We start from the raw sequence: 21,325 nt of genomic DNA on the forward strand, positions 1-21,325 counted from the left end.
CCGTGAAGGTGCGAGCCCCGGCTGCGAGGTACGCGTCCGGCGGCGATCAGGCCGGGACGATGTTCTCCGCCTGCGGGCCCTTCTGGCCCTGCGTGACGTCGAAGGAGACCTTCTGGCCCTCCTGGAGCTCACGGAAGCCCTGGGTGGCGATGTTCGAGTAGTGGGCGAAGACGTCGGCGCCGCCGCCGTCCTGCTCGATGAAGCCGAAGCCCTTTTCCGAGTTGAACCACTTCACGGTTCCAGTAGCCATGTCATTCTCCTAAACAGGTGCAGTGCCGGAAATCCGCACTTCACGAATTCCAAGTCGCCGCATTGAGCCCCATCCGGAGAAGCCGGAAAACAATAAAGCGCCTGATGGAAGCATCCCCGTCAGGCGCACATAAAGTTCATGGGTACCAAAACTGCAACTCGACTACCGTAGCACGTTCCGTGGAGCGGTGGAAGGACCGGCCGGTCCTTCGGCCGGGGCGGCGCCGGAAATCCTTGCGGAATCCCCGTGAACACCGGGCTGCGGGACCGTGCGGACTCATGGCATTCGGGTGACGGGCGGGGGCTGCCCGAGGGGTCCCCGGTCGGTTCTGCGGGTTCCGTGGGCACACGCCGGCCCGGCCGGGGGAACGGTCCCCCGGCCGGGCCGGGACGCGCCACGGCGCCTGCCGGTTCGTCCGGTCGGGGACGGGCAGGCGCCGCGTTCAGTTCCGTACGCCGTTGTACGGGACGTCTGTGGGTGTTGCTCAGACCATGAGAGCACGGTCGGTCGGACGGACCGGAGCCGGGAGGGCACTTACGCCGGTCAGGAAGCGGTCCACGCCCCGCGCCGCGGAGCGGCCCTCGGCGATGGCCCACACGATCAGGGACTGGCCCCGGCCCGCGTCACCGGCGACGAAGACGCCTTCGACGTCGGTCGCGTAGTCGGCGTCACGGGCGATGTTGCCGCGTTCGTCGAGTCCGAGGCCGAACTGCTCGACCAGGCCGTTGGACCGGTCGGTGCCGGTGAAGCCCATCGCGAGGGTGACCAGCTGCGCCGGGATCTTCCGCTCGGTGCCGGGCTTCTGCTCCAGCCTGCCGTCCTTGAACTCCACCTCGGCGAGGTGGAGGTACTGGACGTTGCCGTGCTCGTCGCCCTCGAAGTGGGTGGTCGAGACGGAGTAGACCCGCTCGCCGCCCTCCTCGTGCGCGGAGGTGACCTTGTAGAGCATCGGGAACGTCGGCCAGGGCTGGCCCGCGTTCCGCTCCTCGCCGGGCCTGGGCATGATCTCCAGCTGGGTGACGGAGGCCGCGCCCTGCCGGTGGGCGGTGCCGACGCAGTCGGCTCCGGTGTCGCCGCCGCCGATGACGACGACGTGCTTGCCCTCGGCGCTGATCGGGGAGACCGTCAGGTCGCCCTCGCGCACCTTGTTGGCGAGCGGCAGGTACTCCATCGCGAAGTGCACGCCGTTGAGTTCACGGCCCGGGACGGGCAGGTCCCGGGAGACGGTGGCCCCGGCCGCGATGACGACCGCGTCGTACCGGCGGCGGAGCTTCGCCGCGTCGATGTCGCGGCCGATCTCCGTCTCGGTGCGGAACTTGGTGCCCTCCGCGCGCATCTGCTCGATGCGGCGGTTGATGTGCGACTTCTCCATCTTGAACGCGGGGATGCCGTACCGGAGGAGCCCGCCGATGCGGTCCGCCCGTTCGTAGACGACGACCGTGTGACCGGCCCGGGTCAGCTGCTGGGCGGCGGCCAGGCCCGCGGGTCCCGATCCGACGACGGCGACGGTCTTGCCGGACAGCCGCTCGGGCGGCTGCGGGGTGACGTCGCCCCGGTCCCACGCCTGGTCGATGATGGAGACTTCGACGTTCTTGATGGTGACGGCGGGCTGGTTGATGCCGAGGACGCACGCCGACTCGCAGGGGGCCGGGCAGAGCCGACCGGTGAACTCCGGGAAGTTGTTCGTGGCGTGCAGCCGCTCGCTGGCGGCCGTCCAGTCCTCGCGGTAGGCGTAGTCGTTCCACTCGGGGATGAGGTTCCCCAGCGGGCAGCCGTTGTGGCAGAACGGGATGCCGCAGTCCATGCAGCGGCCGGCCTGCTTGCTGATGATCGGGAGCAGCGAGCCCGGGACGTAGACCTCGTTCCAGTCCTTGACGCGCTCGGCCACGGGGCGGGTCCGTGCGACCTCGCGTCCGGTGGTCAGGAAGCCCTTGGGGTCAGCCATTGGTCGCCGCCTCCATCATCTTCTCGGTGGTCTCCTGCTCGGAGAGACCGGCGAGCTCGGCGGCTTCCTTGGCGGCGAGCACTGCCTTGTAGGTGGACGGGATGATCTTGCTGAAGCGGGTCACCGCGGTGTCCCACTCGGCGAGGAGCTTGCCGGCGACGGTGGAGCCGGTCTCCTCCTGGTGGCGGCGCACGACATCGTGCAGCCACCGGGCGTCGGTGTCGGAGAGCGGTTCGACCGCGTCCTTGTTGCCGGAGTTGACGTGGGCGTGGTTCAGGTCCACGACGTACGCGACTCCGCCCGACATGCCGGCCGCGAAGTTGCGTCCGGTCTCGCCGAGCACGACGGCCCGGCCGCCGGTCATGTACTCGCAGCCGTGGTCGCCCACGCCCTCCGAGACGACCGTGGCGCCGGAGTTGCGGACGCAGAACCGCTCTCCGGTCCGCCCGCGGAGGTACACCTCGCCGCCGGTCGCGCCGTACGCGATGGTGTTGCCCGCGATGGTGGAGTACTCGGCGAGGTGGTCGGCGCCCCGGTCGGGGCGGACGACGATCCGGCCACCGGAGAGGCCCTTGCCGACGTAGTCGTTGGCGTCGCCCTCCAGGCGGAGCGTGACCCCGCGCGGTACGAACGCTCCGAAGGACTGGCCGGCGGAGCCGGTGAAGGTGATGTCGATGGTGTCCTCGGGCAGGCCCGCACCGCCGAACCTCTTGGTCACCTCGTGGCCGAGCATGGTGCCGACGGTCCGGTTGATGTTACGGATCGCGATCTGGGCCCGGACCGGCTGGGCGGCTTCGGGGCTCTCCGCGTTCAGGGCGTCGGCGGCGAGCTTGATCAGCTCGTTGTCGAGCGCCTTGGCCAGTCCGTGGTCCTGCTCGGTCAGCTGGTGGCGGACGGCTCCCTCGGGCAGGTCCGGCACGTGGAAGAGGGGCTTGAGGTCGAGGCCCTGGGCCTTCCAGTGCGTGACGGCCCGGTCGGTGTCGAGGAGTTCGGCGTGGCCGACGGCCTCCTCGATCGTGCGGAAGCCCAGCTCGGCGAGGAGTTCGCGGACCTCCTGGGCGATGAACTCGAAGAAGTTGACGATGTACTCGGCCTTGCCGGAGAACCGTTCGCGCAGCACGGGGTTCTGGGTGGCGATGCCGACCGGGCAGGTGTCGAGGTGGCAGACGCGCATCATGACGCAGCCGGAGACGACGAGCGGCGCGGTGGCGAAGCCGAACTCCTCGGCGCCGAGGAGCGCGGCGATGACGACGTCACGGCCGGTCTTGAGCTGGCCGTCGGTCTGCACGACGATGCGGTCGCGCAGACCGTTGAGCAGCAGGGTCTGCTGGGTCTCGGCGAGCCCTAGCTCCCAGGGGCCGCCCGCGTGCTTGAGCGACGTCAGCGGTGAGGCGCCGGTCCCGCCGTCGTGTCCGGAGATGAGGACGACGTCCGCGTGTGCCTTGGAGACACCCGCGGCGACCGTGCCGACGCCGACCTCGGAGACCAGCTTCACATGGATGCGGGCCGCCGGGTTGGCGTTCTTGAGGTCGTGGATCAGCTGGGCCAGGTCCTCGATGGAGTAGATGTCGTGGTGCGGCGGCGGGGAGATCAGGCCGACGCCCGGGGTGGAGTGCCGGGTCCTGGCGACCCACGGGTAGACCTTGTGGCCGGGCAGCTGGCCGCCCTCGCCGGGCTTGGCGCCCTGCGCCATCTTGATCTGGATGTCGTCGGCGTTGACCAGGTATTCGCTGGTGACGCCGAAGCGGCCGGAGGCGACCTGCTTGATGGCGGAGCGGCGGGCCGGGTCGTAGAGCCGGTCGGCGTCCTCGCCGCCCTCACCGGTGTTGGACTTGCCGCCCAGCTGGTTCATGGCGATGGCGAGGGTCTCGTGGGCCTCGCCGGAGATCGAGCCGTACGACATGGCGCCGGTGGAGAAGCGCTTGACGATGTCGGCGACGGACTCGACGTCGTCGAGGGGGACGGGTTCCCGGTCCGGCCTGAAGCCGAAGAGACCGCGGAGCGTCATCAGCCGCTCGGACTGCTCGTTCACCCGGCCGGTGTACTTCTTGAAGATGTCGTATCGGCGGTTGCGGGTGGCGTGCTGGAGGCGGAAGACGGTCTCCGGGTCGAACAGGTGCGGTTCGCCCTCGCGGCGCCACTGGTACTCGCCGCCGATCTCCAGCGCACGGTGCGAGGCGGCGATGCCGGAGGCGGGGTACGCCTTGGCGTGCCGGGCGGCGACCTCCGTGGCGACGACGTCGAGGCCGGCGCCGCCGATCTTCGTGGCGGTGCCGTTGAAGTACGTCGCGACGAAGTCCTCGTCGAGTCCGACGGCCTCGAAGACCTGGGCGCCGCGGTAGGAGGCGACGGTGGAGATGCCCATCTTGGACATCACCTTGAGCACGCCCTTGCCGAGGGCGTGGATCAGGTTCCGGATGGCCTGCTCGGTCTCGATGCCCTCGATGAACGTGCCGGCGCGGACCAGGTCCTCGACGGATTCCATCGCCAGGTACGGGTTGACGGCGGCGGCGCCGAAGCCGATCAGCAGCGCGACGTGGTGGACCTCGCGGACGTCACCGGCCTCGACCAGCAGTCCCACCTGGGTGCGCTGCTTGGTGCGGATGAGGTGGTGGTGGACGGCGGAGGTGAGCAGCAGCGACGGGATCGGGGCGTGTTCGGCGTCGGAGTGCCGGTCGGAGAGTACGACGAGCCGGGCGCCGTCCTCCAGGGCGGTGTCGACCTCGGCGCAGATCTCGGCGATCCGGGCGGCGAGGGCTTCTCCGCCGCCGCCGACGCGGTAGAGGCCGGACAGGGTGGCGGCCTTCATGCCGGGCATGTCGCCGTCGGCGTTGATGTGGATGAGCTTGGCCAGCTCGTCGTTGTCGATCACCGGGAACGGCAGGGTGACGCTGCGGCAGGACGCGGCGGTCGGTTCCAGGAGGTTGCCCTGTGGGCCGAGCGCGGAGCGCAGGGAGGTGACCAGTTCCTCGCGGATGGCGTCCAGCGGCGGGTTGGTGACCTGCGCGAAGAGCTGGGTGAAGTAGTCGAAGAGGAGGCGGGGGCGGTCGGAGAGGGCGGCGATCGGCGAGTCCGTGCCCATGGAGCCGAGCGGTTCGCCGCCCGTGCGGGCCATCGGTGCGAGGAGGACGCGGAGTTCTTCCTCGGTGTAGCCGAAGGTCTGCTGTCGCCGGGTCACGGAGGCGTGGGTGTGGACGATGTGCTCGCGCCCGGGGAGGTCCCCGAGTTCGATCACGCCGGTGTTCAGCCACTCCTCGTAGGGGTGCTCGGCGGCGAGGGCCGCCTTGATCTCGTCGTCCTCGACGATGCGGTGCTCTGCGGTGTCGACGAGGAACATCCTGCCGGGCTGGAGGCGGCCCTTGCGGACGACCTTCGCCGGGTCGATGTCGAGGACGCCGACCTCGGAGGAGAGGACGACGAGTCCTTCGTCGGTGACCCAGTAGCGGCCGGGGCGCAGACCGTTGCGGTCGAGGACCGCGCCGACCTGGACGCCGTCGGTGAAGGTCACGCAGGCGGGGCCGTCCCAGGGTTCCATCATCGCGGAGTGGTACTGGTAGAACGCGCGCCTGGCCGGGTCCATGGTGTTCCTGGACTCGGGGCTCTCCCACGCCTCGGGCACCATCATCAGCACCGAGTGGGGCAGTGACCTGCCGCCCAGGTGGAGCAGTTCCAGGACCTCGTCGAAGGAGGCCGAGTCGGAGGCGTCCGGGGTGCAGACCGGGAAGATGCGGTCCAGCGTCTCGCCGGTGAAGAGGCCGGACGCCAGCTGGGACTCGCGGGCCTTCATCCAGTTGCGGTTGCCCTTGACCGTGTTGATCTCGCCGTTGTGCGCGACGAAGCGGTAGGGGTGGGCGAGCGGCCAGCTCGGGAAGGTGTTGGTGGAGAAGCGGGAGTGGACCAGGGCGACCGCGGTGGCGAAGCGGCGGTCGGAGAGGTCGGGGAAGAACGGTTCGAGCTGCCCGGTGGTGAGCATCCCCTTGTAGACGATCGTGCGGGCGGAGAGCGACGGGAAGTAGACACCGGCCTCCCGCTCGGCGCGCTTGCGCAGTACGAACGCCTTGCGGTCCAGCTCGATGCCCGTCGCGGCGGCGTCGGCGTCCGCCACGAAGAGCTGCCGGAACTCGGGCATGGTGGCGCGGGCGCCCTTGCCGAGCAGGTCGGGGGCGACCGGGACCGGGCGCCAGCCGAGGACCTTCAGGCCCTCCTCGGCGGCGGTCTCCTCGATGGCCCGGACGGCTTCGTCCGAGTCCGTCGCGGGCAGGAACGCGGTGCCGACGGCGTAGGCACCGGCTTCCGGAAGGTCGAAGCCGGCCTCGTCGCGGAGGAAGGCGTCCGGCACCTGGAGCAGGATTCCGGCGCCGTCGCCGGAGTCGACCTCGGCTCCGGTGGCACCGCGGTGTTCGAGATTGCGCAGTACGGTCAGCGCCTGCTGCACCAGCTCATGGCTGGCCACACCGGTCAGGGTGGCCACGAACCCGACGCCACAGGCGTCGTGCTCGTTACGGGGGTCGTACATCCCCTGCTGGGCGGGGCGACCGTCCATGGGCGACCAGGCGTGGGAACGCATGGGCTCTCCCGTCGTCGTCGTGGCATGTGCTGTGCCGAGGGACGACGTTGGCCCTCTGCTGAAAGTTCGTGCAGGTTACATGATGGAACGTTTCTCAAAAAGGCCGATAATTCGTTCCAAAATGCGGACACCACAGTGGTGGTGAGACTGTGTCCGGGGGGTCGGGCCAACCGTCGTCCGAAGGACGTGAGGTGGTTGCCCGGGAGGGTGGTACAGCAGAGCGAGCGTCGTTGCCCGCGGTGTTTACGGGTCATTCCCAGTCACGGCGAGAACGAAACCGTTGAGGGATGACTAGTGCCGTGACCGGCAATGTTTGCCCGTCAAGGAGCGTCGTCCGGTGCGTGCGATCGCAAGGCGGCCGGAAGTCCTTGTAGCAGAGCTACCAGGGCTTTTGGCCAACGCGGCGAGCGTGCGTGCTGGGCGGCGCGACAGGACAAAGCTTGCCGGGAGGGGCACTACTTATGCAAGGCCCTGCATGGCGCTCCAGTTTACGCCGTCCGGGGGCCTCCCGCACAGTCACGGGGAGCAAGACGTACGTCACACGGACGGCCTTCGGCGGTGTGTGCGGTGACCGTCCCCGCTCAGCCTCCGACCGCCACGCCGAACAGCGTACCGAGACCGTAGGTGATCGCCGCCGCCGCGCCGCCGAGCACCAGTTGCCGGAGCCCGCTGAACCACCAGGAGCGGGCCGTCACCCGGGCGACGACCGCGCCGCAGCCGAAGAGCCCGAACAGCGCGAGCAGCAGCGCGGGCCACATCGCGGTCGCGCCGAGCAGATACGGGAGTACGGGCAGCAGGGCACCGAGCGCGAAGGCGCCGAAGGACGATCCCGCGGCGACCAGCGGCGAGGGAAGGTCGCCGGGATCGATCCCCAGCTCCTCACGGGCGTGTATCTCCAGGGCCTGCTCGGGGTCCCTCGACAGCTGTCCGGCGACCGCGCGGGCCAGCTCCGGCTCGACGCCGCGGGACACGTAGAGCGCCGCCAGTTCCTCCATCTCGTCCATCGGGTGCTTGCGCAACTCGCCCCGTTCGACGTCCAGTTCGGCCTCGACCAGCTCGCGCTGCGAGGCGACCGAGGTGTACTCGCCCGCGGCCATGGAGAAGGCCCCCGCGGCCAGCCCGGCGAGTCCGGTGATGACGATGGTCCGATGGGACACCGCCCCGCCCGCCACACCCGTCATCAGGGCCAGGTTGGAGACGAGCCCGTCCATGGCGCCGAACACGGCGGGGCGCAGCCAGCCGCCGTTCACATCGCGGTGGGTGTGGTTGTCGCGGTGCGCCTGGTGCGGCGCGGCGTCGGTCTCGATGATGGCCATGGCTCTCCCCTTCTCCAGGGGCGGGTTCCATGCGGTCCGCCCCCGCTCAACACCGAGAACGTACGCAGGAAAAAGGGCTCCCGCCAGCAAGGAAGGCCGTACTTACCGCGCCCCGACGGGCGTGGCGGGTGCGGGTGCGGGTGCGGGTGCGGGTGGAAGGGGAACATGGGCACAGGGACCGGCCGGATTCCCGGGCCGCCCGCCGCGGCCTCGCCCGCATCCACCAGGAGGCACTTCGCCCATGACCGGCATCGTGGTGCTCGGCAGCACCAACATGGATCTCGTCGCCTACGCGGCCCGCGCCCCGGAGCGTGGGGAGACCGTCACCGGACGGGAGTTCCGCACCGTCCCCGGGGGCAAGGGCGCCAATCAGGCGGTGGCCGCCGCCCGTGCGGGTGGCCGCGTGCTGATGATCGGAGCGGTCGGCGACGATGTGTACGGGCCCCGGCTGAGGGCCGCCCTGGAGGACGCCGACGTGGACACCGGGCTGCTGCGCACCGCCGAGGGTCCCAGCGGCACCGCGCACATCGTCGTCGACGACGGGGGCGGCAACGCCATCGTGGTGGTCCCCGGCGCCAACGGCACCGTCACCGCGCTCGGCCCCCGGGAGGTCGCCGCCGTCGCCGCCGCCGATCTGCTGCTGCTCCAGTTGGAGCTGCCGCTGCCTGCGGTGCTGGCCGGTGCGCGGGCCGGCCGCGCCCACGGGGTACGGACGATCCTCACCCCTTCCCCCGTGCAGCCGCTGCCGCCCGAGCTGCTCGCCGACATCGACCTGCTGGTCCCCAACGAGCACGAGGCGGCGGCGCTCTCCGGCTTCCCCGAGCCGCACGCGGCGGCGGAGGTACTGCTCCACCGGGTGCCGGAGGTCGTCGTCACACTCGGTGCGCGGGGATGTCTGTACGCGGCCCGGGACGCCGAACCCGTCCTCTTCCCGGCCCCCGAGGTCACCGCCGTCGACACGACCGGCGCCGGGGACACCTTCGTCGGCGCGCTCGCCGTGGCGCTCGGTGAGGGCCGCCCGGTGCCGGAGGCGGTGGCCTGGGCTTCGTCGGCCGCCGCGCTCTGCGTGCAGCGGCCGGGGGCGTCGACGTCCATGCCGTACCGCACCGAGTTCGACGCCTCCTGACCCCGGCCCCGGGCCCCCGGCCGGGTCGGTCGCCCGGTCCCCCGGTCCCCCGGTCGCTCGGTCGCTCGGGAAAGCGGAAGGGGCCGCCGGACCGTCTCCGGTCCGGCGGCCCCTCGGCGGGTGGGTGCGGTCAGCTCTTGCCGGCCGGCTCCGCCGGGCCGTTCGTGCCGTCCGACGCGCTCTGCGGAGCGCTGTCGCCACCGACGCGGTCGTCGGCTGCGACCGCCGCCGACGTGGTGTCCTCACCGGGGCCGCTCTTCGTGCCGGAGTCCTCGGATTCCCCGGCGACGCCGGTCCTGACGTCCGCGTCGGTCTTGGCCTCCGCGTCGGTCTTGGCCTCCGCGCCGGCCTTCGCGTCCGGGGTGTCCGCCGGCGTCGCCCCGGTCTCCGTCGTCCGTGCCGTCTTCGCCCCGTCCGCCTCCGGCTCCACGATCTCCTCGCGCCCCGGACGCACCTTCGACGAGACGACGATGTACGTCACGGCGAGCAGGAAGACGATGATCGCGGTCCACACGTTGAGCCGCAGGCCCAGCACGTGGTGGGCCTCGTCGACGCGCATGTACTCGATCCAGGCACGGCCCGTGCAGTACGCGGCGACGTACAGCGCGAACGCCCTGCCGTGTCCGAGCTTGAAGCGGCGGTCCGCCCAGATGACGAGGAGGGCGACGCCGACGCACCACAGCGACTCGTAGAGGAAGGTCGGGTGGTACGTGCCGGCGATCCGGTTCGGGCCGTCGCTGATCTTCAGCGCCCACGGCAGGTCGGTCGGCCTGCCGTACAGCTCCTGGTTGAACCAGTTGCCCCAGCGGCCGATGGCCTGGGCGAAGGCGATACCGGGTGCGAGCGCGTCGGCCCAGGCGGGCAGCGGGATGCCCCGGCGGCGGCAGCCGATCCAGGCGCCGACCGCGCCGAGCGCGATCGCGCCCCAGATGCCGAGGCCGCCCTGCCAGATCTTGAAGGCGTCGACCCAGTCCTCACCGTCGCTGAAGTACAGCTGGTAGTCGGTGATGACGTGGTAGAGCCGGCCGCCGACGAGTCCGAAGGGCACGGCCCAGACGGCGATGTCGGCGACGGTGCCGGCTCTGCCGCCGCGGGCGATCCAGCGCTTGTTGCCGAACCAGACGGCGACGAAGACACCGATGATGATGCAGAACGCGTAGCCGCGCAGGGGGATCGGGCCGAGATCGATCACACCGGTCGACGGGCTGGGAATGAAGGCAAGGTCCATGGCAGGGTCGACGCTACCGTGCCGGGCGGGACGTACGGCAACCCACCCGGCAACGTCTGGGTAACGAGCCGGGCCCCGCGCGCCGGGAAAGAGAGGCGCCAGGGGCCCGAACGGGGGACGGCAGGTCAGGAGCCGGTCGGGGAGGGTGACACCGCGGCGGGCTTCTTGCCCTTGTTGGCCTCGGCGACCCACTTCTTCAGATTCGCCACGGAGATCGCCTCGTCACCCTTCTTCGGGAAGATCGGCGTGCCGTTGAGCAGCGCGGTCGGAGTGCCCTGGAATCCGCCGTCCCGGAACGCGGTGTTGGACTTCTGGACCCAGCTGTCGTGCTTGCCGTCCTCCACACAACTGCGGAAGCCGGGCGTGTCGAGACCCTTGACCTGGCCCGCCAGATCGATCAGCCGGCTGTTCCTGCCGAAGGCGTCGTCGGTCTCCCCCGGCTGGTTGCGGTAGAGCACGTCGTGGTAGGCCGGGAACTTCCCCGCGTCCTGGGCGCAGGCCGCCGCGTTGGCCGCGCGCAGCGAACCGCTGCCGCCGAGATTGCCGTCGATGATGGTGGCGAGGTGGTACTCGACCTTGATCCGGCCGGTGTTCTCCAGCTGGTGGATCGTGTCCCGGAACGCGTTCTCGAACTGGGCGCAGACCGGGCAGCGGAAGTCCTCCCAGATCGTGAGCGTGGACGGGGCGGCGTCCGCTCCCACCTGGATGGCGAGTCCGTCCTTGCCGGTGGCGCCCGAGGGCACCACGGCGGGTCCCGCCTCGCTGTCCTGGTCGTTCTTGCCCGCGTTGGCGGCGATCAGGCCGACCACGGCGGCCAGTGCCAGCACTCCGACCACGGCGGAGGCGACGATCAGCGTGCGCCGTCGGCGCTCCCGCGCCTTCTCCCGCTCACGCTGCTGGACGAGCCGGTCGCGCGCGGCTCTTCTTCCCTCACGGTTCTTCTCGCTCACACCCGCAGCAACGAACCGGGGAGGCACCAGCGTGCCTCCCCGGTCCCAGACCACCCGTACGGGTTACGTCCGTCTCAGCGCTTTCGAACACCTTCGGCCAGTTCGGCCGCCAACGCGCGGACGTCGGCGAGGCCGGTCCGCTCGTCGGGGGCGGCGAGCATCCGCTTGACGAACGCGGAACCGACGATCACCCCGTCGGCGAACGCGGCGACCTCGGCCGCCTGCTTCGCGTCGGAGACGCCGAGGCCGACGCAGACCGGCAGCCCGGTGGTGGCGCGGGTGCGCCGCACCAGGTCGTGCGCCTGCTCGCCGACGGACTCACGGGTGCCGGTGACGCCCATCAGCGAGGCGGCGTAGACGAATCCGGAGCCGGCCGCGGTGATGGTGGCGAGGCGCTCGTCCTTGCTGCTCGGCGCGACGACGAAGACGGTGGCGAGACCGTGCTTGTCGGCGTGCTCGCGCCACAGCGCGGACTCCTGGACCGGCAGGTCGGGCAGGATGCACCCGGCGCCGCCCGCCGCGGCGAGTTCGGCGGTGAACCGCTCGACGCCGTACCGGTCGATGGGGTTCCAGTACGTCATCACGAGGATGGGCGCGCCGGTCGCCTCGTACGCCTCGCGGACCGTGCGCATCACGTCGGCGATCTTGACGCCGCCGCGCAGCGCGATGTCGTCGGCGGTCTGGATGACCGGACCGTCGAGCACCGGGTCGCTGTGCGGGAGGCCCACCTCGACGATGTCGGCGCCGCCGGCCAGTACGGCCTTGACGGCCTCGATGCCTCCGTCGACCGTCGGGAAACCGGCGGGCAGGTAGGCGATGAGCGCGGCCCGGTCCTCGGACCTCGTCTTCGCCAGCGTGGCGCCGAGCAGTGCTGTGTTCCCGGTGTGCTCGGTGTGCGTGGCTCTCGCGGTGGTGTCGGGCCCGGTCACTTCGCCCCCTCCTCGTACAGTCCGAAGTAACGCGCGGCGGTGTCCATGTCCTTGTCGCCGCGGCCGGACAGGTTGATCAGGATCAGCCCGTCCTCGCCGAGTTCCCGGCCGACCTCCAGGGCGCCGGCCAGCGCGTGGGCGCTCTCGATGGCCGGGATGATGCCCTCGGTGCGGGAGAGCAGGCGCAGGGCCCGCATGGCGTCGTCGTCGGTGACCGCGCGGTACTCGCCGCGGCCGCTGTCCTTGAGGTAGGCGTGCTCGGGGCCGATGCCCGGGTAGTCGAGTCCGGCCGAGATCGAGTACGGCTCGGTGATCTGGCCCTCCTCGTCCTGGAGGACGTAGCTGCGCGAACCGTGCAGGATGCCGGGCTCGCCCGCGGTCAGGGTGGCCGCGTGCTCGCCGCTCTCCACGCCGTGTCCCGCCGGTTCGCAGCCGATCAGGCGGACGTCCGCGTCCGGGATGAAGGCGTGGAACAGGCCGATGGCGTTGGAGCCGCCGCCGACGCAGGCCACGGCCGCGTCCGGCAGCCGGCCGGCCCGCTCCAGGATCTGCCGCCTGGCCTCGACGCCGATCACCCGGTGGAAGTCGCGGACCATGGCCGGGAAGGGATGCGGTCCCGCGACGGTCCCGAAGAGGTAGTGGGTGCGGTCCACATTGGCGACCCAGTCGCGGAACGCCTCGTTGATGGCGTCCTTGAGGGTCCTGGAGCCGGACTTCACCGCGACGACGTCGGCGCCGAGCATCCGCATCCGCGCCACGTTCAGCGCCTGCCGCTCGGTGTCGATCTCGCCCATGTAGATGGTGCATTCGAGCCCGAACAGGGCGCACGCCGTGGCGGTGGCGACGCCGTGCTGTCCGGCGCCGGTCTCGGCGATGACCCTGGTCTTGCCCATGCGCTTGGTGAGCAGCGCCTGGCCCAGCACGTTGTTGATCTTGTGCGAGCCGGTGTGGTTCAGGTCCTCGCGCTTGAGGTAGACCCGGGCGCCGCCCGCGTGTTCGGCGAAGCGCGGCACCTCGGTCAGCGCGCTGGGGCGGCCCGTGTAGTTGACCATGAGGTCGTTCAGCTCGGCGGCGAACGCCGGGTCGGCCTTCGCCTTGGCGTACTCGACGGCGACCTCGTCCACGGCGGCGACCAGCGCCTCCGGGATGAACTTGCCGCCGAAGGCACCGAAGTAGCCCTCGGCGCTGGGAATCAGACCCTCGGGGTCCGGGATGAAGAAGTCGGACGACATCCGGCATGCTCCTCGACATTGCGACGGGTGGGGTGCACGTGTGCGCCGTGGCGGAGCGCCGCCGCGACCGGTGAGCGGTCGGGGCGGTGCGGTACGCGGGTACGGGCCGCGTGGCCGGAAGGCTACGCGGGGGTACGGCGTCCGGGTCCCGCTACGGCGTGGGCCCGGTGCGCCATCGCATCCCGTTGACCTGACCGGGTTCGTCACCGATCACGTACCGCACCCGCCTGCCGTGCACCCGGCGGGCCGGGGCGCGGCAGCCACGGGGGCGGCAGCCGCGCGCCAGCGGCGCGTGCGGGACCCGGGCCGTCGCCCCGGCGGGGCGGCGGCCCGGCCGGACGCGGGGCACGGGCGGGCGGACGGGCGAGGACACGGGCGGGATCAGCCCCGTCCGTGCCGCAGCGCGGGATGGGTGCCCGCGGCGACCAGGTCGGCGACGGCGGTCCGCGGGTCGCGGCCGGTGACCAGCGACTCCCCCACGAGGACGGCGTCGGCTCCGGCGTTGGCGTAGGCGATGAGGTCGTGCGGTCCGCGGACACCGGACTCGGCGACCTTGACGATGCCGGACGGGATCTCGGGGGCGACCCGCTCGAACGTGGAGCGGTCGACCTTGAGGTCCTTCAGATTGCGCGCGTTGACACCGATGATCTTCGCCCCGGCGTCCACGGCGCGCTCGGCCTCCTCCTCGTCGTGCGCCTCGACGAGCGGCGTCAGGCCGATGGACTCGGCGCGCTCGATCAGGGAGACCAGGGCCTCCTGGTCGAGGGCCGCGACGATCAGCAGGGCGAGGTCGGCGCCGTAGGCGCGGGCCTCCCAGAGCTGGTACGAGGAGACGATGAAGTCCTTGCGCAGGATCGGGATGTCGACCTTGGCGCGGACGGCCTCCAGGTCGGCGAGCGATCCGCCGAAGCGGCGCTGCTCCGTGAGGACGGAGATGACGGCCGCGCCGCCCGCCTCGTAGTCCGCGGCCAGTGCGGCCGGGTCGGCGATCGCGGCCAGGGCCCCCTTGGAGGGGCTGGAGCGCTTGACCTCGCAGATGACGGTCACGCCCTCGCCGCGCAGGGCGGCGACTCCGTCCTTCGCCTCGGGGGCGCGGGCCGCGCGCTCCTTCAGCTCGTCGAGGCTGACGCGCGCCTGCCGCTCCGCGAGGTCGGCGCGTACGCCGTCGATGATCTCGTCGAGCACACTCACGCGAGAGGCCCCCTTCCGGAACGGTGATGAGGGAACAGGATCAACCATGACGATGGTATCCGTAGGACGGCGAAGGCTCCGCATCCGGTGGCCGTACGTCCCACCACCTGGGCGTTCACGGTGCCAGCGCGGCCCCGAACGGCAGGTTGCGGACGACGGTGAAGGCCACCAGCAGGGCTCCGACCGCCCACCAGTGGACGGGCCTGAGCACCGTCCGGGCGGGTACGCCCCGGTTCGCGCGGAGCGTCCACAGGACCCAGACGACGGCGAAGACGCCGTACCCGACGACGGCGACGGCGTTGGAGCCGAACGCCGCGGCGAGGTCGCCGTGCGCGAAGGCGTGCGCGCTGCGCAGCCCGCCGCAGCCGGGGCAGAACAGGCCGGTGACGCGGAGCATGGGGCACACCGGGTAGTGGCCCGGCTCGTTGGGGTCGACGGTGGCGACGTACCCGAAGGCGGCGACGACGGCGGCCATGGCCCCGACCGGGGCGGCGAGCCGCCGTGCCCGCGAGCGGTGCGCCGGGGCGGGCCGGAAGCCCTGGCCGTACGGATACGGGTACGGGTGCGCGGCCGGGCCGTCGGCCGGGAGGTTCCCGTGCCGGGGCGTCGGGTGGACGGCGGGGGCGCCGGGCGGGGTCGCTGCGGGCGTCGGGGACGCGTCGGGGGCGTGCGCGTCCGGCGCCGGGGCCGTCGGCTCGGGCTCGGCGGGTGGGTGTCCGGCGGCGGCCGGGGGTGTGGCCGGGGGTGCGTCCGCCGTGTGCGGGCCGGGCCGGGGGCCGGGAGCGGGGGCGGCGGTCGGGGCGGGCGAGGAATCCACCCGCTGATTGTCGCCGCTCACGACGCGAGGCGCAGCCCGGGGCCGGGCGCGCCTCGTGTCGTGATGTCGGCGGAGGTCAGGAGGACGTCTGCGCGCGACCGGCCTCGGCCCTGGCGCGGGCCATCTCCGGGGACTCCTTCGGCACGCCCAGTCCGGCGAGCTTCATCGCGAAACCGACGACTCCGCCGAGGAGGACGACCCCCATGCTGGCCCAGAAGCCGACCGGGTTGACCGCGACCATGAAGACGCCCGCGGCGCAGAAGCCGATGAACGAGATGATGACACCGGTCCAGGCGGCCGGGGTGTGTCCGTGGCTGCTGCCCGCCATGAGTTGCTCCTCGTTGGTGTTGCGCTGTGAGTATCACTAGGGGTGTCGCCGCACAGGCAGGCTGTGCGAAAGGCTCGTGACGCTGTCCGGTTCTGTCGCGCGCGGACGGCGGCTCACGGTCATTGTCCCGTACGGGCGGGTACGACGTGAGCTGGGGGTCATGCCTCGCGCGTCGGGTCCTCGCCGCGGTCCAGGGCCTTCCACAGGTCCTCCGGCCGGTCGGGGTCCACGCGGGCGGGGGCGGCCCTGCGGGGACGCGGGGTGCCGTCGCGCTCGTACCGTCCGGACATGGTCGGCCAGCGCTTCCCGTACCGCAGGGCGAGCAGCCCGGCAAGGAGGATCAGCAGGCCGCCGACGGCGGTGACGTAGGGCCAGGCGGTGTGGCCGAGGGCGCCGATGGTGGCCGCGGTGTCCCCGGTGGTCTTCGCCGCCTTCTCGTCGAGCGCCGCCCTGTCGAAGGCGCCGAGGAAGGAGCTGACGGCGGCGCCGAGGCCGCTGAGCGCGAGGAGTCCGGAGACGACCGCCCGGCCCCGGTCGCGGACGGCGAAGACCGCGACGAGGGCGGCGAGGCCGACGACGGCGAGGGCCGCCGGAAGCCCGGTGACGTCCTGGCCGTCGGCGGTCAGCGGCAGGAAGCCGCCGCCGACCGAAGCCCTGCCCCTGGCCCAGGTCTGGCCGGAGGCGAGCAGGACGACGGTGGCACCGGCCGCGCCGAGGAGCAGGCCGGCCGCCAGGCTGCGGCGGTTTCCCGCCGTGTCGGGCGCGGTGGCCGCTCGGGCCCGGGGCTGGGGTACGGGGACAGCACTCACGTCCTCCACTATCCCCTACGGCCTCAGCGGTCGCGGAGGCGGTTCGCCGTGTGGACGGCGCGGAGCACCGCCGCGGCCTTGTTGCGGCACTCGGTGTCCTCGGCGACGGGGTCGGAGTCGGCGACCACGCCCGCCCCCGCCTGGACGTAGGCGGTGCCGTCGCGCAGCAGCGCGGTACGGATGGCGATGGCGGTGTCGGAGTCCCCGGCGAAGTCGAGGTAGCCGACGCAGCCCCCGTACAGTCCGCGGCGGGTGGGTTCGAGTTCTTCGATGATCTGCATGGCGCGGGGCTTGGGCGCGCCCGAGAGCGTGCCCGCCGGGAAGCAGGCGGTGAGGACGTCGAAGGCGGTACGGCCCGGGGCGACGCGGCCGGTGACCGTGGAGACGATGTGCATGACGTGCGAGTACCGCTCGATCGACATGAAGTCGACGACCTCGACGCTGCCCGGCTCGCAGACCCGCCCCAGGTCGTTGCGGCCGAGGTCGACGAGCATCAGGTGCTCGGCGCGTTCCTTGGGGTCGGCGAGGAGTTCGTCGCCGAGCGCCTGGTCCTCCTGCGGGGTCGCGCCGCGCGGCCGGGTGCCGGCGATGGGATGGAGCATCGCGTGCCCGTCCTCGACCTTGACGAGGGCTTCCGGGCTCGATCCGACGATGTCGAAGCCGTCGAAGCGGAAGAGGTACATGTACGGCGACGGGTTGGTGGCCCTGAGCACCCGGTAGACGTCCAGCGCGGTGGCCGTGCACGGGGTCTCGAAGCGCTGGGAGGGGACGACCTGGAAGGCCTCACCGGCCCTGATCCGTTCCTTGACGTCCTCGACGGCGCGCTGGTAGGCGGCTCCGCCCCACAGGGCGGTGTACGGCGGGAGTTCGGAGGGCGGAAGCGCGGCGGGGACGTTCTCGACGGGCCGGGACAGGTCCCGTTCCATGGCGTCGAGGCGGGCGACGGCGTCGGCGTACGCCTCGGCGACACCGGTCTCCAGGTCGTTGTGGTTGATCGCGTTGGCGATCAGCAGGACCGTGCCGTCCCAGTGGTCGAGGACCGCGAGGTCCGAGGTGAGGAGCATCGTCAGCTCGGGGAGGCGCAGATCGTCACCGCCGTGCTCGGTGATCCTCTCCAGCCGGCGCACGATGTCGTAACCGAGGTAGCCGACCATGCCCCCGGTGAACGGCGGCATCCCGTCGACCAGGTCACGCGGCGTGTGCAGCGCCTCGATGGTGGCGCGCAGGGCCTGGAGCGGATCGCCGTCGACGGGCGCCCCGACGGGCGGGGTGCCGAGCCAGTGCGCCTGTCCGTCGCGCACGGTCAGGGTGGCGGCGCTGCGGACCCCGACGAAGGAGTAGCGGGACCAGGTCCGGCCGTTCTCGGCGGACTCCAGGAGGAAGGTGCCGGTCCGCTCCGCCGCGAGTTTGCGGTAGAGGCCGACCGGGGTGTCGCCGTCCGCGAGGAGCCTGCGGCTGACAGGGATGACACGCCGGTCGACGGCCAGCTTGCGGAAGGTGTCGAGATCCATGGCCGCTGACCTTACTGCGGTCGGGCCCGCGGCAGGACATCGGCGTCGAAACAGGTGCGGTCGCCGGTGTGGCAGGCGGCGCCCGTCTGGTCGACCTTGACCAGGACGGTGTCGCCGTCGCAGTCGAGCGCGACGGATTTCACCAGCTGGACATGGCCTGACGTGTCGCCCTTGACCCAGTACTCCTGGCGGCTGCGCGACCAGTAGGTGCAGCGGCCGGTGGTGAGGGTGCGGTGCAGCGCCTCGTCGTCCATCCAGCCGAGCATCAGCACCTCCCCGGTGTCGTACTGCTGCGCCACGGCCGGTACGAGGCCGTCGGCGCCGCGCTTGAGGCGTGCGGCGACGGCGGGGTCGAGCCGTCCGGCCGGGGGGGTGACCGGTCCGGACGGGGCGGCCTGGGAGGGCGGGGGCGTACGGGTCATGTGCCCATTGTGCCGTGGCGCGGCGGACCGTCCGGACGGGCGTCCACTGGGCGGACGGCGGGCGCGGGCCGTACGCTGGCGGGCATGTCGACCCATGCGAAGCGTGAACGACTTCTGCTCGCCGATCTGTTGGAGGCGGCCGGGCCGGAGGCCATGACCCTGTGCGCCGGCTGGCGGACCCGGGACCTGGCGGCCCATGTGGTGGTGCGCGAGCGCCGCGCCGACGCCGCGGCCGGGTTGGTGCTGGGAGCGCTGAAGGGCCGCCTCGAACGGGTGCAGGGCGAATTCGCCTCGAAGCCGTACGAGGAACTGGTCCAGCTGATCCGAACCGGCCCGCCGAGGATGTCCCCGTACGCGCTGAAGCAGGTGGACGAGGCGGCCAACACGGTCGAGTTCTACGTCCACGCGGAGGACGTGCGCCGGGCCCAGCCCGACTGGTCGCGGCGGGAGCTGGACCCGGTGTTCTCCGACACCCTCTGGTCGCGTCTGGAGAAGATGGCCCGGGTGCTCGGCCGCAAGGCGCCGACGGGGCTGGTCCTCCGCCGGCCGAACGGCCAGACGGCGGTCGCGCACCGGGGCACCCCGGTGGTGACGGTCACCGGGGAGCCGGGTGAACTGCTGCTGTTCGCGTTCGGCCGGCAGGACGCGGCGAAGGTGGAGGTGGAGGGCGACCAGGACGCGGTGGCGCGGCTGCGCACCGCGGAGCTGGGGATGTAGGGCGTCGCGGCGCTTCGGCGGGCCCGGTCGCTCCGGCCGGGGCCCCGCCGGGCCGGCCTCAGCGCGGGAGTTCGGCGCGTCGGAGGTGGCCGAAGGCCAGGCCGGTCAGCGCGCCCGCCCCGCACAGGGCGGCGCCGGCGGCGAAGACGGGACCGGTGCCCCAGAAGGCGACGGCCGCGCCGACGACCGGGTAGCTGAGCGGGGCGACGGCGTGGGTGAACAGCGTCGAGACCGAGGTGACCCGGCCCAGGTACTCGGGGGCGGCGGCGGTCTGGACGAGCGCGCCGGCCAGGGCGCCGCCGAGGCCGACGAGGAGCCCGATGAGGAGCCCCGCGGTGGCGGCCAGGGCCACCGAGGGGGCGTACGCGAGGGCCCCGATGACGGCCGAACCGGACAGCACCGTCAGACACATGGTGAGTCCGGCGCGCGGCAGTGTGCCCCGCACGGCGAGCAGCAGGGCGGCCACGCCCGCGCCCGTACCGAACGCGGCGATGATCCAGCCCATCCCCGACGCGCCCCAGCCGCGCTGCTGGGCGAGCAGGATCAGTCCGAGGTTGAGCGGTCCCACGAACCCCAGCTCGCTGAGCGCGATGACGATCATCAGGGGTCCGAGCACCCGGTGGCGGCGGATGTGGCGCAGTCCGTCGGCGAGTTCGTGCCGGGCGGTGTTCCGGGGCAGGCCGGGGCCGGGGGCGGTGAGGGGCGCGATCCGTACGGCGAGGAGCAGCGCGGTCGAGACGGCGAACAGTCCCCCGGCGGCGGCGAACGCGGCCGCCGGGCCGCCCACCGCCACCGCGAGGCCGCCCAGCGGGGCTCCGACGACGTTGGCGATCCGGGCGGCGAGTCCGCGCAGTCCCTGCACCCGGGCGAGTTGTCCCGTGGTGGTGATCCGCGGCGGCAGCGCGCCGACGGCGGGCAGGAAGAGGGCGTCGACCACGCCGAAGACGAGCGCGACGGCGATCAGCAGCCGGACGGTGGGCGAGGTCAGCAGCAGGGCGCCCGCCAGCCCCAGGATGACGAGGCAGCGGGCGGCGTCGCTGCCGATGACGACGCGGCGCGGGCCGACGCGGTCGGCGAGCACTCCCCCGCCGAGCATCAGCAGCGCCCTGGGTACGGAGCCGGCGGCGAGCACGAGTCCGGTCTGGGCGGCGCCGCCGGTGCGGGCGGCGGCCCAGGCGAGCGCCATGTAGTAGACGCTGTCGCCGACCATCGACGTGGTGTAGGCGCCGAGCCAGCGCAGGACGTTGCCGTCGCGGTGGGCGGGGTGTCCGGCCGCTCCCGGGACGGTGGCGGTGGTGGCGGTCATGGGCCCGGCCTCCGCGTGCGTCCGTCCACCGGTCTCAGGGCCGGTTCCGGAACGGGAAGCCGTACACGTGCAGGGCGACGTTCTCGCGGCCCTCGGTGTCGCCCGCCTCCTCGTGGGCGCGTCCGGCCGCCTCGTACCGCTGGATCAGTTCGTGCATCTCGCGGCTGAGCGCGGCCAGTTCCTCGGCGGTGAGCCGGGGGAGGTACTCGGAGGCGAAGGAGGCGCCGCGCCAGGACGGCGACCAGGACTGGTGCGAGTCGAGGTGGCGGCGGTACAGCTCGATGTGCTGGTCGAAGGAGAGCCGGCCCACGGCGGCGTGGGTGGCGACCTTCTCCGGCTCGTCCCGGAAGTCCTCGTCGTGGAAGCTCAGTCCGTGCGAGGAGGGCTGCCACCAACGTTCGCGGGCGTCCTCGCTCTGCTGCTCGGCCTCCTCGATCAGGCCGTGATCGGCGAGTCTGCGCAGGTGGTAGCTGACGAGGGAGACCGCCTCGTCGACCTGTTCGGCCAGCTGGGAAGCGGTGGCCTTACGGGAGACGAAGAGGGCCCGGTACAGCCTCATCCGCAGGGGGTGGCCGAATGCCTTGAGGGTGCCGAGGTCGCAGATGCGGCGCGTTTCTCTGCTTGCCATGCCGCTCACCGTAGATAGAAAAGAAAATCTGCGCAATATAAGTTGCGCAATAA

19 protein-coding genes are annotated in these 21,325 nt (G+C 72.1%); 2 read left to right on the forward strand and 17 right to left on the reverse strand.

The genetic code is table 11. From position 1 onward, the window contains the following. Positions 1–46 precede the first annotated feature (46 nt). The 4 genes from PZB75_RS05575 to PZB75_RS05590 form a co-directional block, all read right to left on the reverse strand. Positions 47–250, reverse strand: coding sequence for a cold-shock protein (locus PZB75_RS05575; RefSeq protein ID WP_015607926.1), 204 nt, complete (start codon positions 248–250; stop codon positions 47–49). A gap of 484 nt (positions 251–734) precedes the next feature. Then, positions 735–2,195, reverse strand: a complete 1,461-nt coding sequence (locus tag PZB75_RS05580) for a glutamate synthase subunit beta (protein ID WP_275534169.1) — start codon at positions 2,193–2,195, stop codon at positions 735–737. Beyond that, a complete protein-coding gene (gltB, locus tag PZB75_RS05585) occupies positions 2,188–6,762 on the reverse strand; it encodes a glutamate synthase large subunit (RefSeq protein WP_275534170.1) in 4,575 nt (1,524 codons plus the stop codon). The genes PZB75_RS05580 and gltB overlap by 8 nt, the downstream gene beginning before the upstream one ends. A 581-nt stretch (positions 6,763–7,343) precedes the next feature. Next, entirely contained in the window at positions 7,344–8,078 is a 735-nt protein-coding gene (locus PZB75_RS05590) for a VIT1/CCC1 transporter family protein (RefSeq protein WP_275534171.1), read from the reverse strand. A 241-nt stretch (positions 8,079–8,319) separates the two neighbouring features. Here PZB75_RS05590 and rbsK point away from each other — a divergent pair, with 241 nt between their 5' ends. Next, entirely contained in the window at positions 8,320–9,204 is an 885-nt protein-coding gene (gene rbsK / locus PZB75_RS05595; protein ID WP_275534172.1) for a ribokinase, read from the forward strand. A gap of 130 nt (positions 9,205–9,334) precedes the next feature. Here rbsK and lgt read toward each other — a convergent pair whose 3' ends face one another. The 11 genes from lgt to hisI form a co-directional block, all read right to left on the reverse strand. Then, positions 9,335–10,432, reverse strand: coding sequence for a prolipoprotein diacylglyceryl transferase (lgt, locus tag PZB75_RS05600; protein WP_275534173.1), 1,098 nt, complete (start codon positions 10,430–10,432; stop codon positions 9,335–9,337). 125 nt (positions 10,433–10,557) lie between these two features. Continuing rightward, positions 10,558–11,382, reverse strand: coding sequence for a thioredoxin domain-containing protein (locus PZB75_RS05605; protein WP_275534174.1), 825 nt, complete (start codon positions 11,380–11,382; stop codon positions 10,558–10,560). A 74-nt stretch (positions 11,383–11,456) separates the two neighbouring features. Continuing rightward, positions 11,457–12,251 carry a tryptophan synthase subunit alpha gene (gene trpA, locus PZB75_RS05610; RefSeq protein ID WP_275538600.1) on the reverse strand — a complete coding sequence of 265 codons (795 nt, stop codon included), beginning with the start codon at positions 12,249–12,251 and terminating at the stop codon, positions 11,457–11,459. Between the two features lie 56 nt (positions 12,252–12,307). Next, positions 12,308–13,543 carry a tryptophan synthase subunit beta gene (gene trpB / locus PZB75_RS05615; RefSeq protein ID WP_275534175.1) on the reverse strand — a complete coding sequence of 412 codons (1,236 nt, stop codon included), beginning with the start codon at positions 13,541–13,543 and terminating at the stop codon, positions 12,308–12,310. Positions 13,544–13,694: 151 nt separating this feature from the next. Next, the gene (locus PZB75_RS32020; RefSeq protein WP_343286274.1) at positions 13,695–13,892 is read right to left on the reverse strand and encodes a tryptophan synthase subunit(beta); all 198 of its coding nucleotides are present in this window, start codon (positions 13,890–13,892) and stop codon (positions 13,695–13,697) included. Positions 13,893–13,924: 32 nt separating this feature from the next. Continuing rightward, a complete protein-coding gene (gene trpC, locus PZB75_RS05620) occupies positions 13,925–14,734 on the reverse strand; it encodes an indole-3-glycerol phosphate synthase TrpC (RefSeq protein ID WP_275534176.1) in 810 nt (269 codons plus the stop codon). A 115-nt stretch (positions 14,735–14,849) separates the two neighbouring features. Continuing rightward, positions 14,850–15,209 (reverse strand): DUF2752 domain-containing protein, encoded by a 360-nt coding sequence (locus PZB75_RS05625; RefSeq protein WP_275538601.1) that lies wholly within the window; start codon positions 15,207–15,209, stop codon positions 14,850–14,852. A gap of 418 nt (positions 15,210–15,627) precedes the next feature. After that, on the reverse strand, positions 15,628–15,879 hold the full coding sequence (locus tag PZB75_RS05630; protein WP_275534177.1) for an HGxxPAAW family protein: 252 nt from the start codon (positions 15,877–15,879) through the stop codon (positions 15,628–15,630). Positions 15,880–16,037: 158 nt separating this feature from the next. Beyond that, the gene (locus PZB75_RS05635; RefSeq protein ID WP_275534178.1) at positions 16,038–16,697 is read right to left on the reverse strand and encodes a TIGR02234 family membrane protein; all 660 of its coding nucleotides are present in this window, start codon (positions 16,695–16,697) and stop codon (positions 16,038–16,040) included. 14 nt (positions 16,698–16,711) lie between these two features. Next, positions 16,712–18,199, reverse strand: a complete 1,488-nt coding sequence (locus PZB75_RS05640; protein ID WP_275534179.1) for an anthranilate synthase component I — start codon at positions 18,197–18,199, stop codon at positions 16,712–16,714. An 11-nt stretch (positions 18,200–18,210) separates the two neighbouring features. Continuing rightward, positions 18,211–18,621 (reverse strand): phosphoribosyl-AMP cyclohydrolase, encoded by a 411-nt coding sequence (gene hisI, locus PZB75_RS05645; RefSeq protein WP_275534180.1) that lies wholly within the window; start codon positions 18,619–18,621, stop codon positions 18,211–18,213. Between the two features lie 84 nt (positions 18,622–18,705). Here hisI and PZB75_RS05650 point away from each other — a divergent pair, with 84 nt between their 5' ends. Next, positions 18,706–19,338 (forward strand): TIGR03085 family metal-binding protein, encoded by a 633-nt coding sequence (locus PZB75_RS05650; protein WP_275534181.1) that lies wholly within the window; start codon positions 18,706–18,708, stop codon positions 19,336–19,338. A gap of 58 nt (positions 19,339–19,396) precedes the next feature. Here the strand turns inward: PZB75_RS05650 and PZB75_RS05655 are convergent, their stop codons facing one another. Together PZB75_RS05655 and PZB75_RS05660 are read right to left on the reverse strand one after the other, a co-directional pair. After that, positions 19,397–20,644 carry an MFS transporter gene (locus tag PZB75_RS05655; protein ID WP_275534182.1) on the reverse strand — a complete coding sequence of 416 codons (1,248 nt, stop codon included), beginning with the start codon at positions 20,642–20,644 and terminating at the stop codon, positions 19,397–19,399. 34 nt (positions 20,645–20,678) lie between these two features. Next, positions 20,679–21,272 (reverse strand): helix-turn-helix domain-containing protein, encoded by a 594-nt coding sequence (locus PZB75_RS05660; RefSeq protein ID WP_275534183.1) that lies wholly within the window; start codon positions 21,270–21,272, stop codon positions 20,679–20,681. Positions 21,273–21,325: the final 53 nt, after the last annotated feature.

The sequence above is a fragment of the Streptomyces sp. AM 4-1-1 genome (genome assembly GCF_029167625.1).
Classification (GTDB): Bacteria; Actinomycetota; Actinomycetes; order Streptomycetales; family Streptomycetaceae; genus Streptomyces.

What these genes read in the sequence shown, in the direction of transcription:
- lgt (WP_275534173.1), bottom strand. Translation starts at nt 10,432, where the DNA reads ATGGACCTTGCCTTCATTCCCAGCCCGTCGACCGGTGTGATCGATCTC.
- PZB75_RS05650 (WP_275534181.1), top strand. Translation starts at nt 18,706, where the DNA reads ATGTCGACCCATGCGAAGCGTGAACGACTTCTGCTCGCCGATCTGTTG.
- gltB (WP_275534170.1), bottom strand. Translation starts at nt 6,762, where the DNA reads ATGCGTTCCCACGCCTGGTCGCCCATGGACGGTCGCCCCGCCCAGCAG.
- trpB (WP_275534175.1), bottom strand. Translation starts at nt 13,543, where the DNA reads ATGTCGTCCGACTTCTTCATCCCGGACCCCGAGGGTCTGATTCCCAGC.
- PZB75_RS05575 (WP_015607926.1), bottom strand. Translation starts at nt 250, where the DNA reads ATGGCTACTGGAACCGTGAAGTGGTTCAACTCGGAAAAGGGCTTCGGC.
- rbsK (WP_275534172.1), top strand. Translation starts at nt 8,320, where the DNA reads ATGACCGGCATCGTGGTGCTCGGCAGCACCAACATGGATCTCGTCGCC.
- PZB75_RS05580 (WP_275534169.1), bottom strand. Translation starts at nt 2,195, where the DNA reads ATGGCTGACCCCAAGGGCTTCCTGACCACCGGACGCGAGGTCGCACGG.
- PZB75_RS05630 (WP_275534177.1), bottom strand. Translation starts at nt 15,879, where the DNA reads ATGGCGGGCAGCAGCCACGGACACACCCCGGCCGCCTGGACCGGTGTC.
- hisI (WP_275534180.1), bottom strand. Translation starts at nt 18,621, where the DNA reads ATGACCCGTACGCCCCCGCCCTCCCAGGCCGCCCCGTCCGGACCGGTC.
- PZB75_RS05625 (WP_275538601.1), bottom strand. Translation starts at nt 15,209, where the DNA reads ATGGCCGCCGTCGTCGCCGCCTTCGGGTACGTCGCCACCGTCGACCCC.
- PZB75_RS05640 (WP_275534179.1), bottom strand. Translation starts at nt 18,199, where the DNA reads ATGGATCTCGACACCTTCCGCAAGCTGGCCGTCGACCGGCGTGTCATC.
- PZB75_RS05655 (WP_275534182.1), bottom strand. Translation starts at nt 20,644, where the DNA reads ATGACCGCCACCACCGCCACCGTCCCGGGAGCGGCCGGACACCCCGCC.
- PZB75_RS05660 (WP_275534183.1), bottom strand. Translation starts at nt 21,272, where the DNA reads ATGGCAAGCAGAGAAACGCGCCGCATCTGCGACCTCGGCACCCTCAAG.
- PZB75_RS05590 (WP_275534171.1), bottom strand. Translation starts at nt 8,078, where the DNA reads ATGGCCATCATCGAGACCGACGCCGCGCCGCACCAGGCGCACCGCGAC.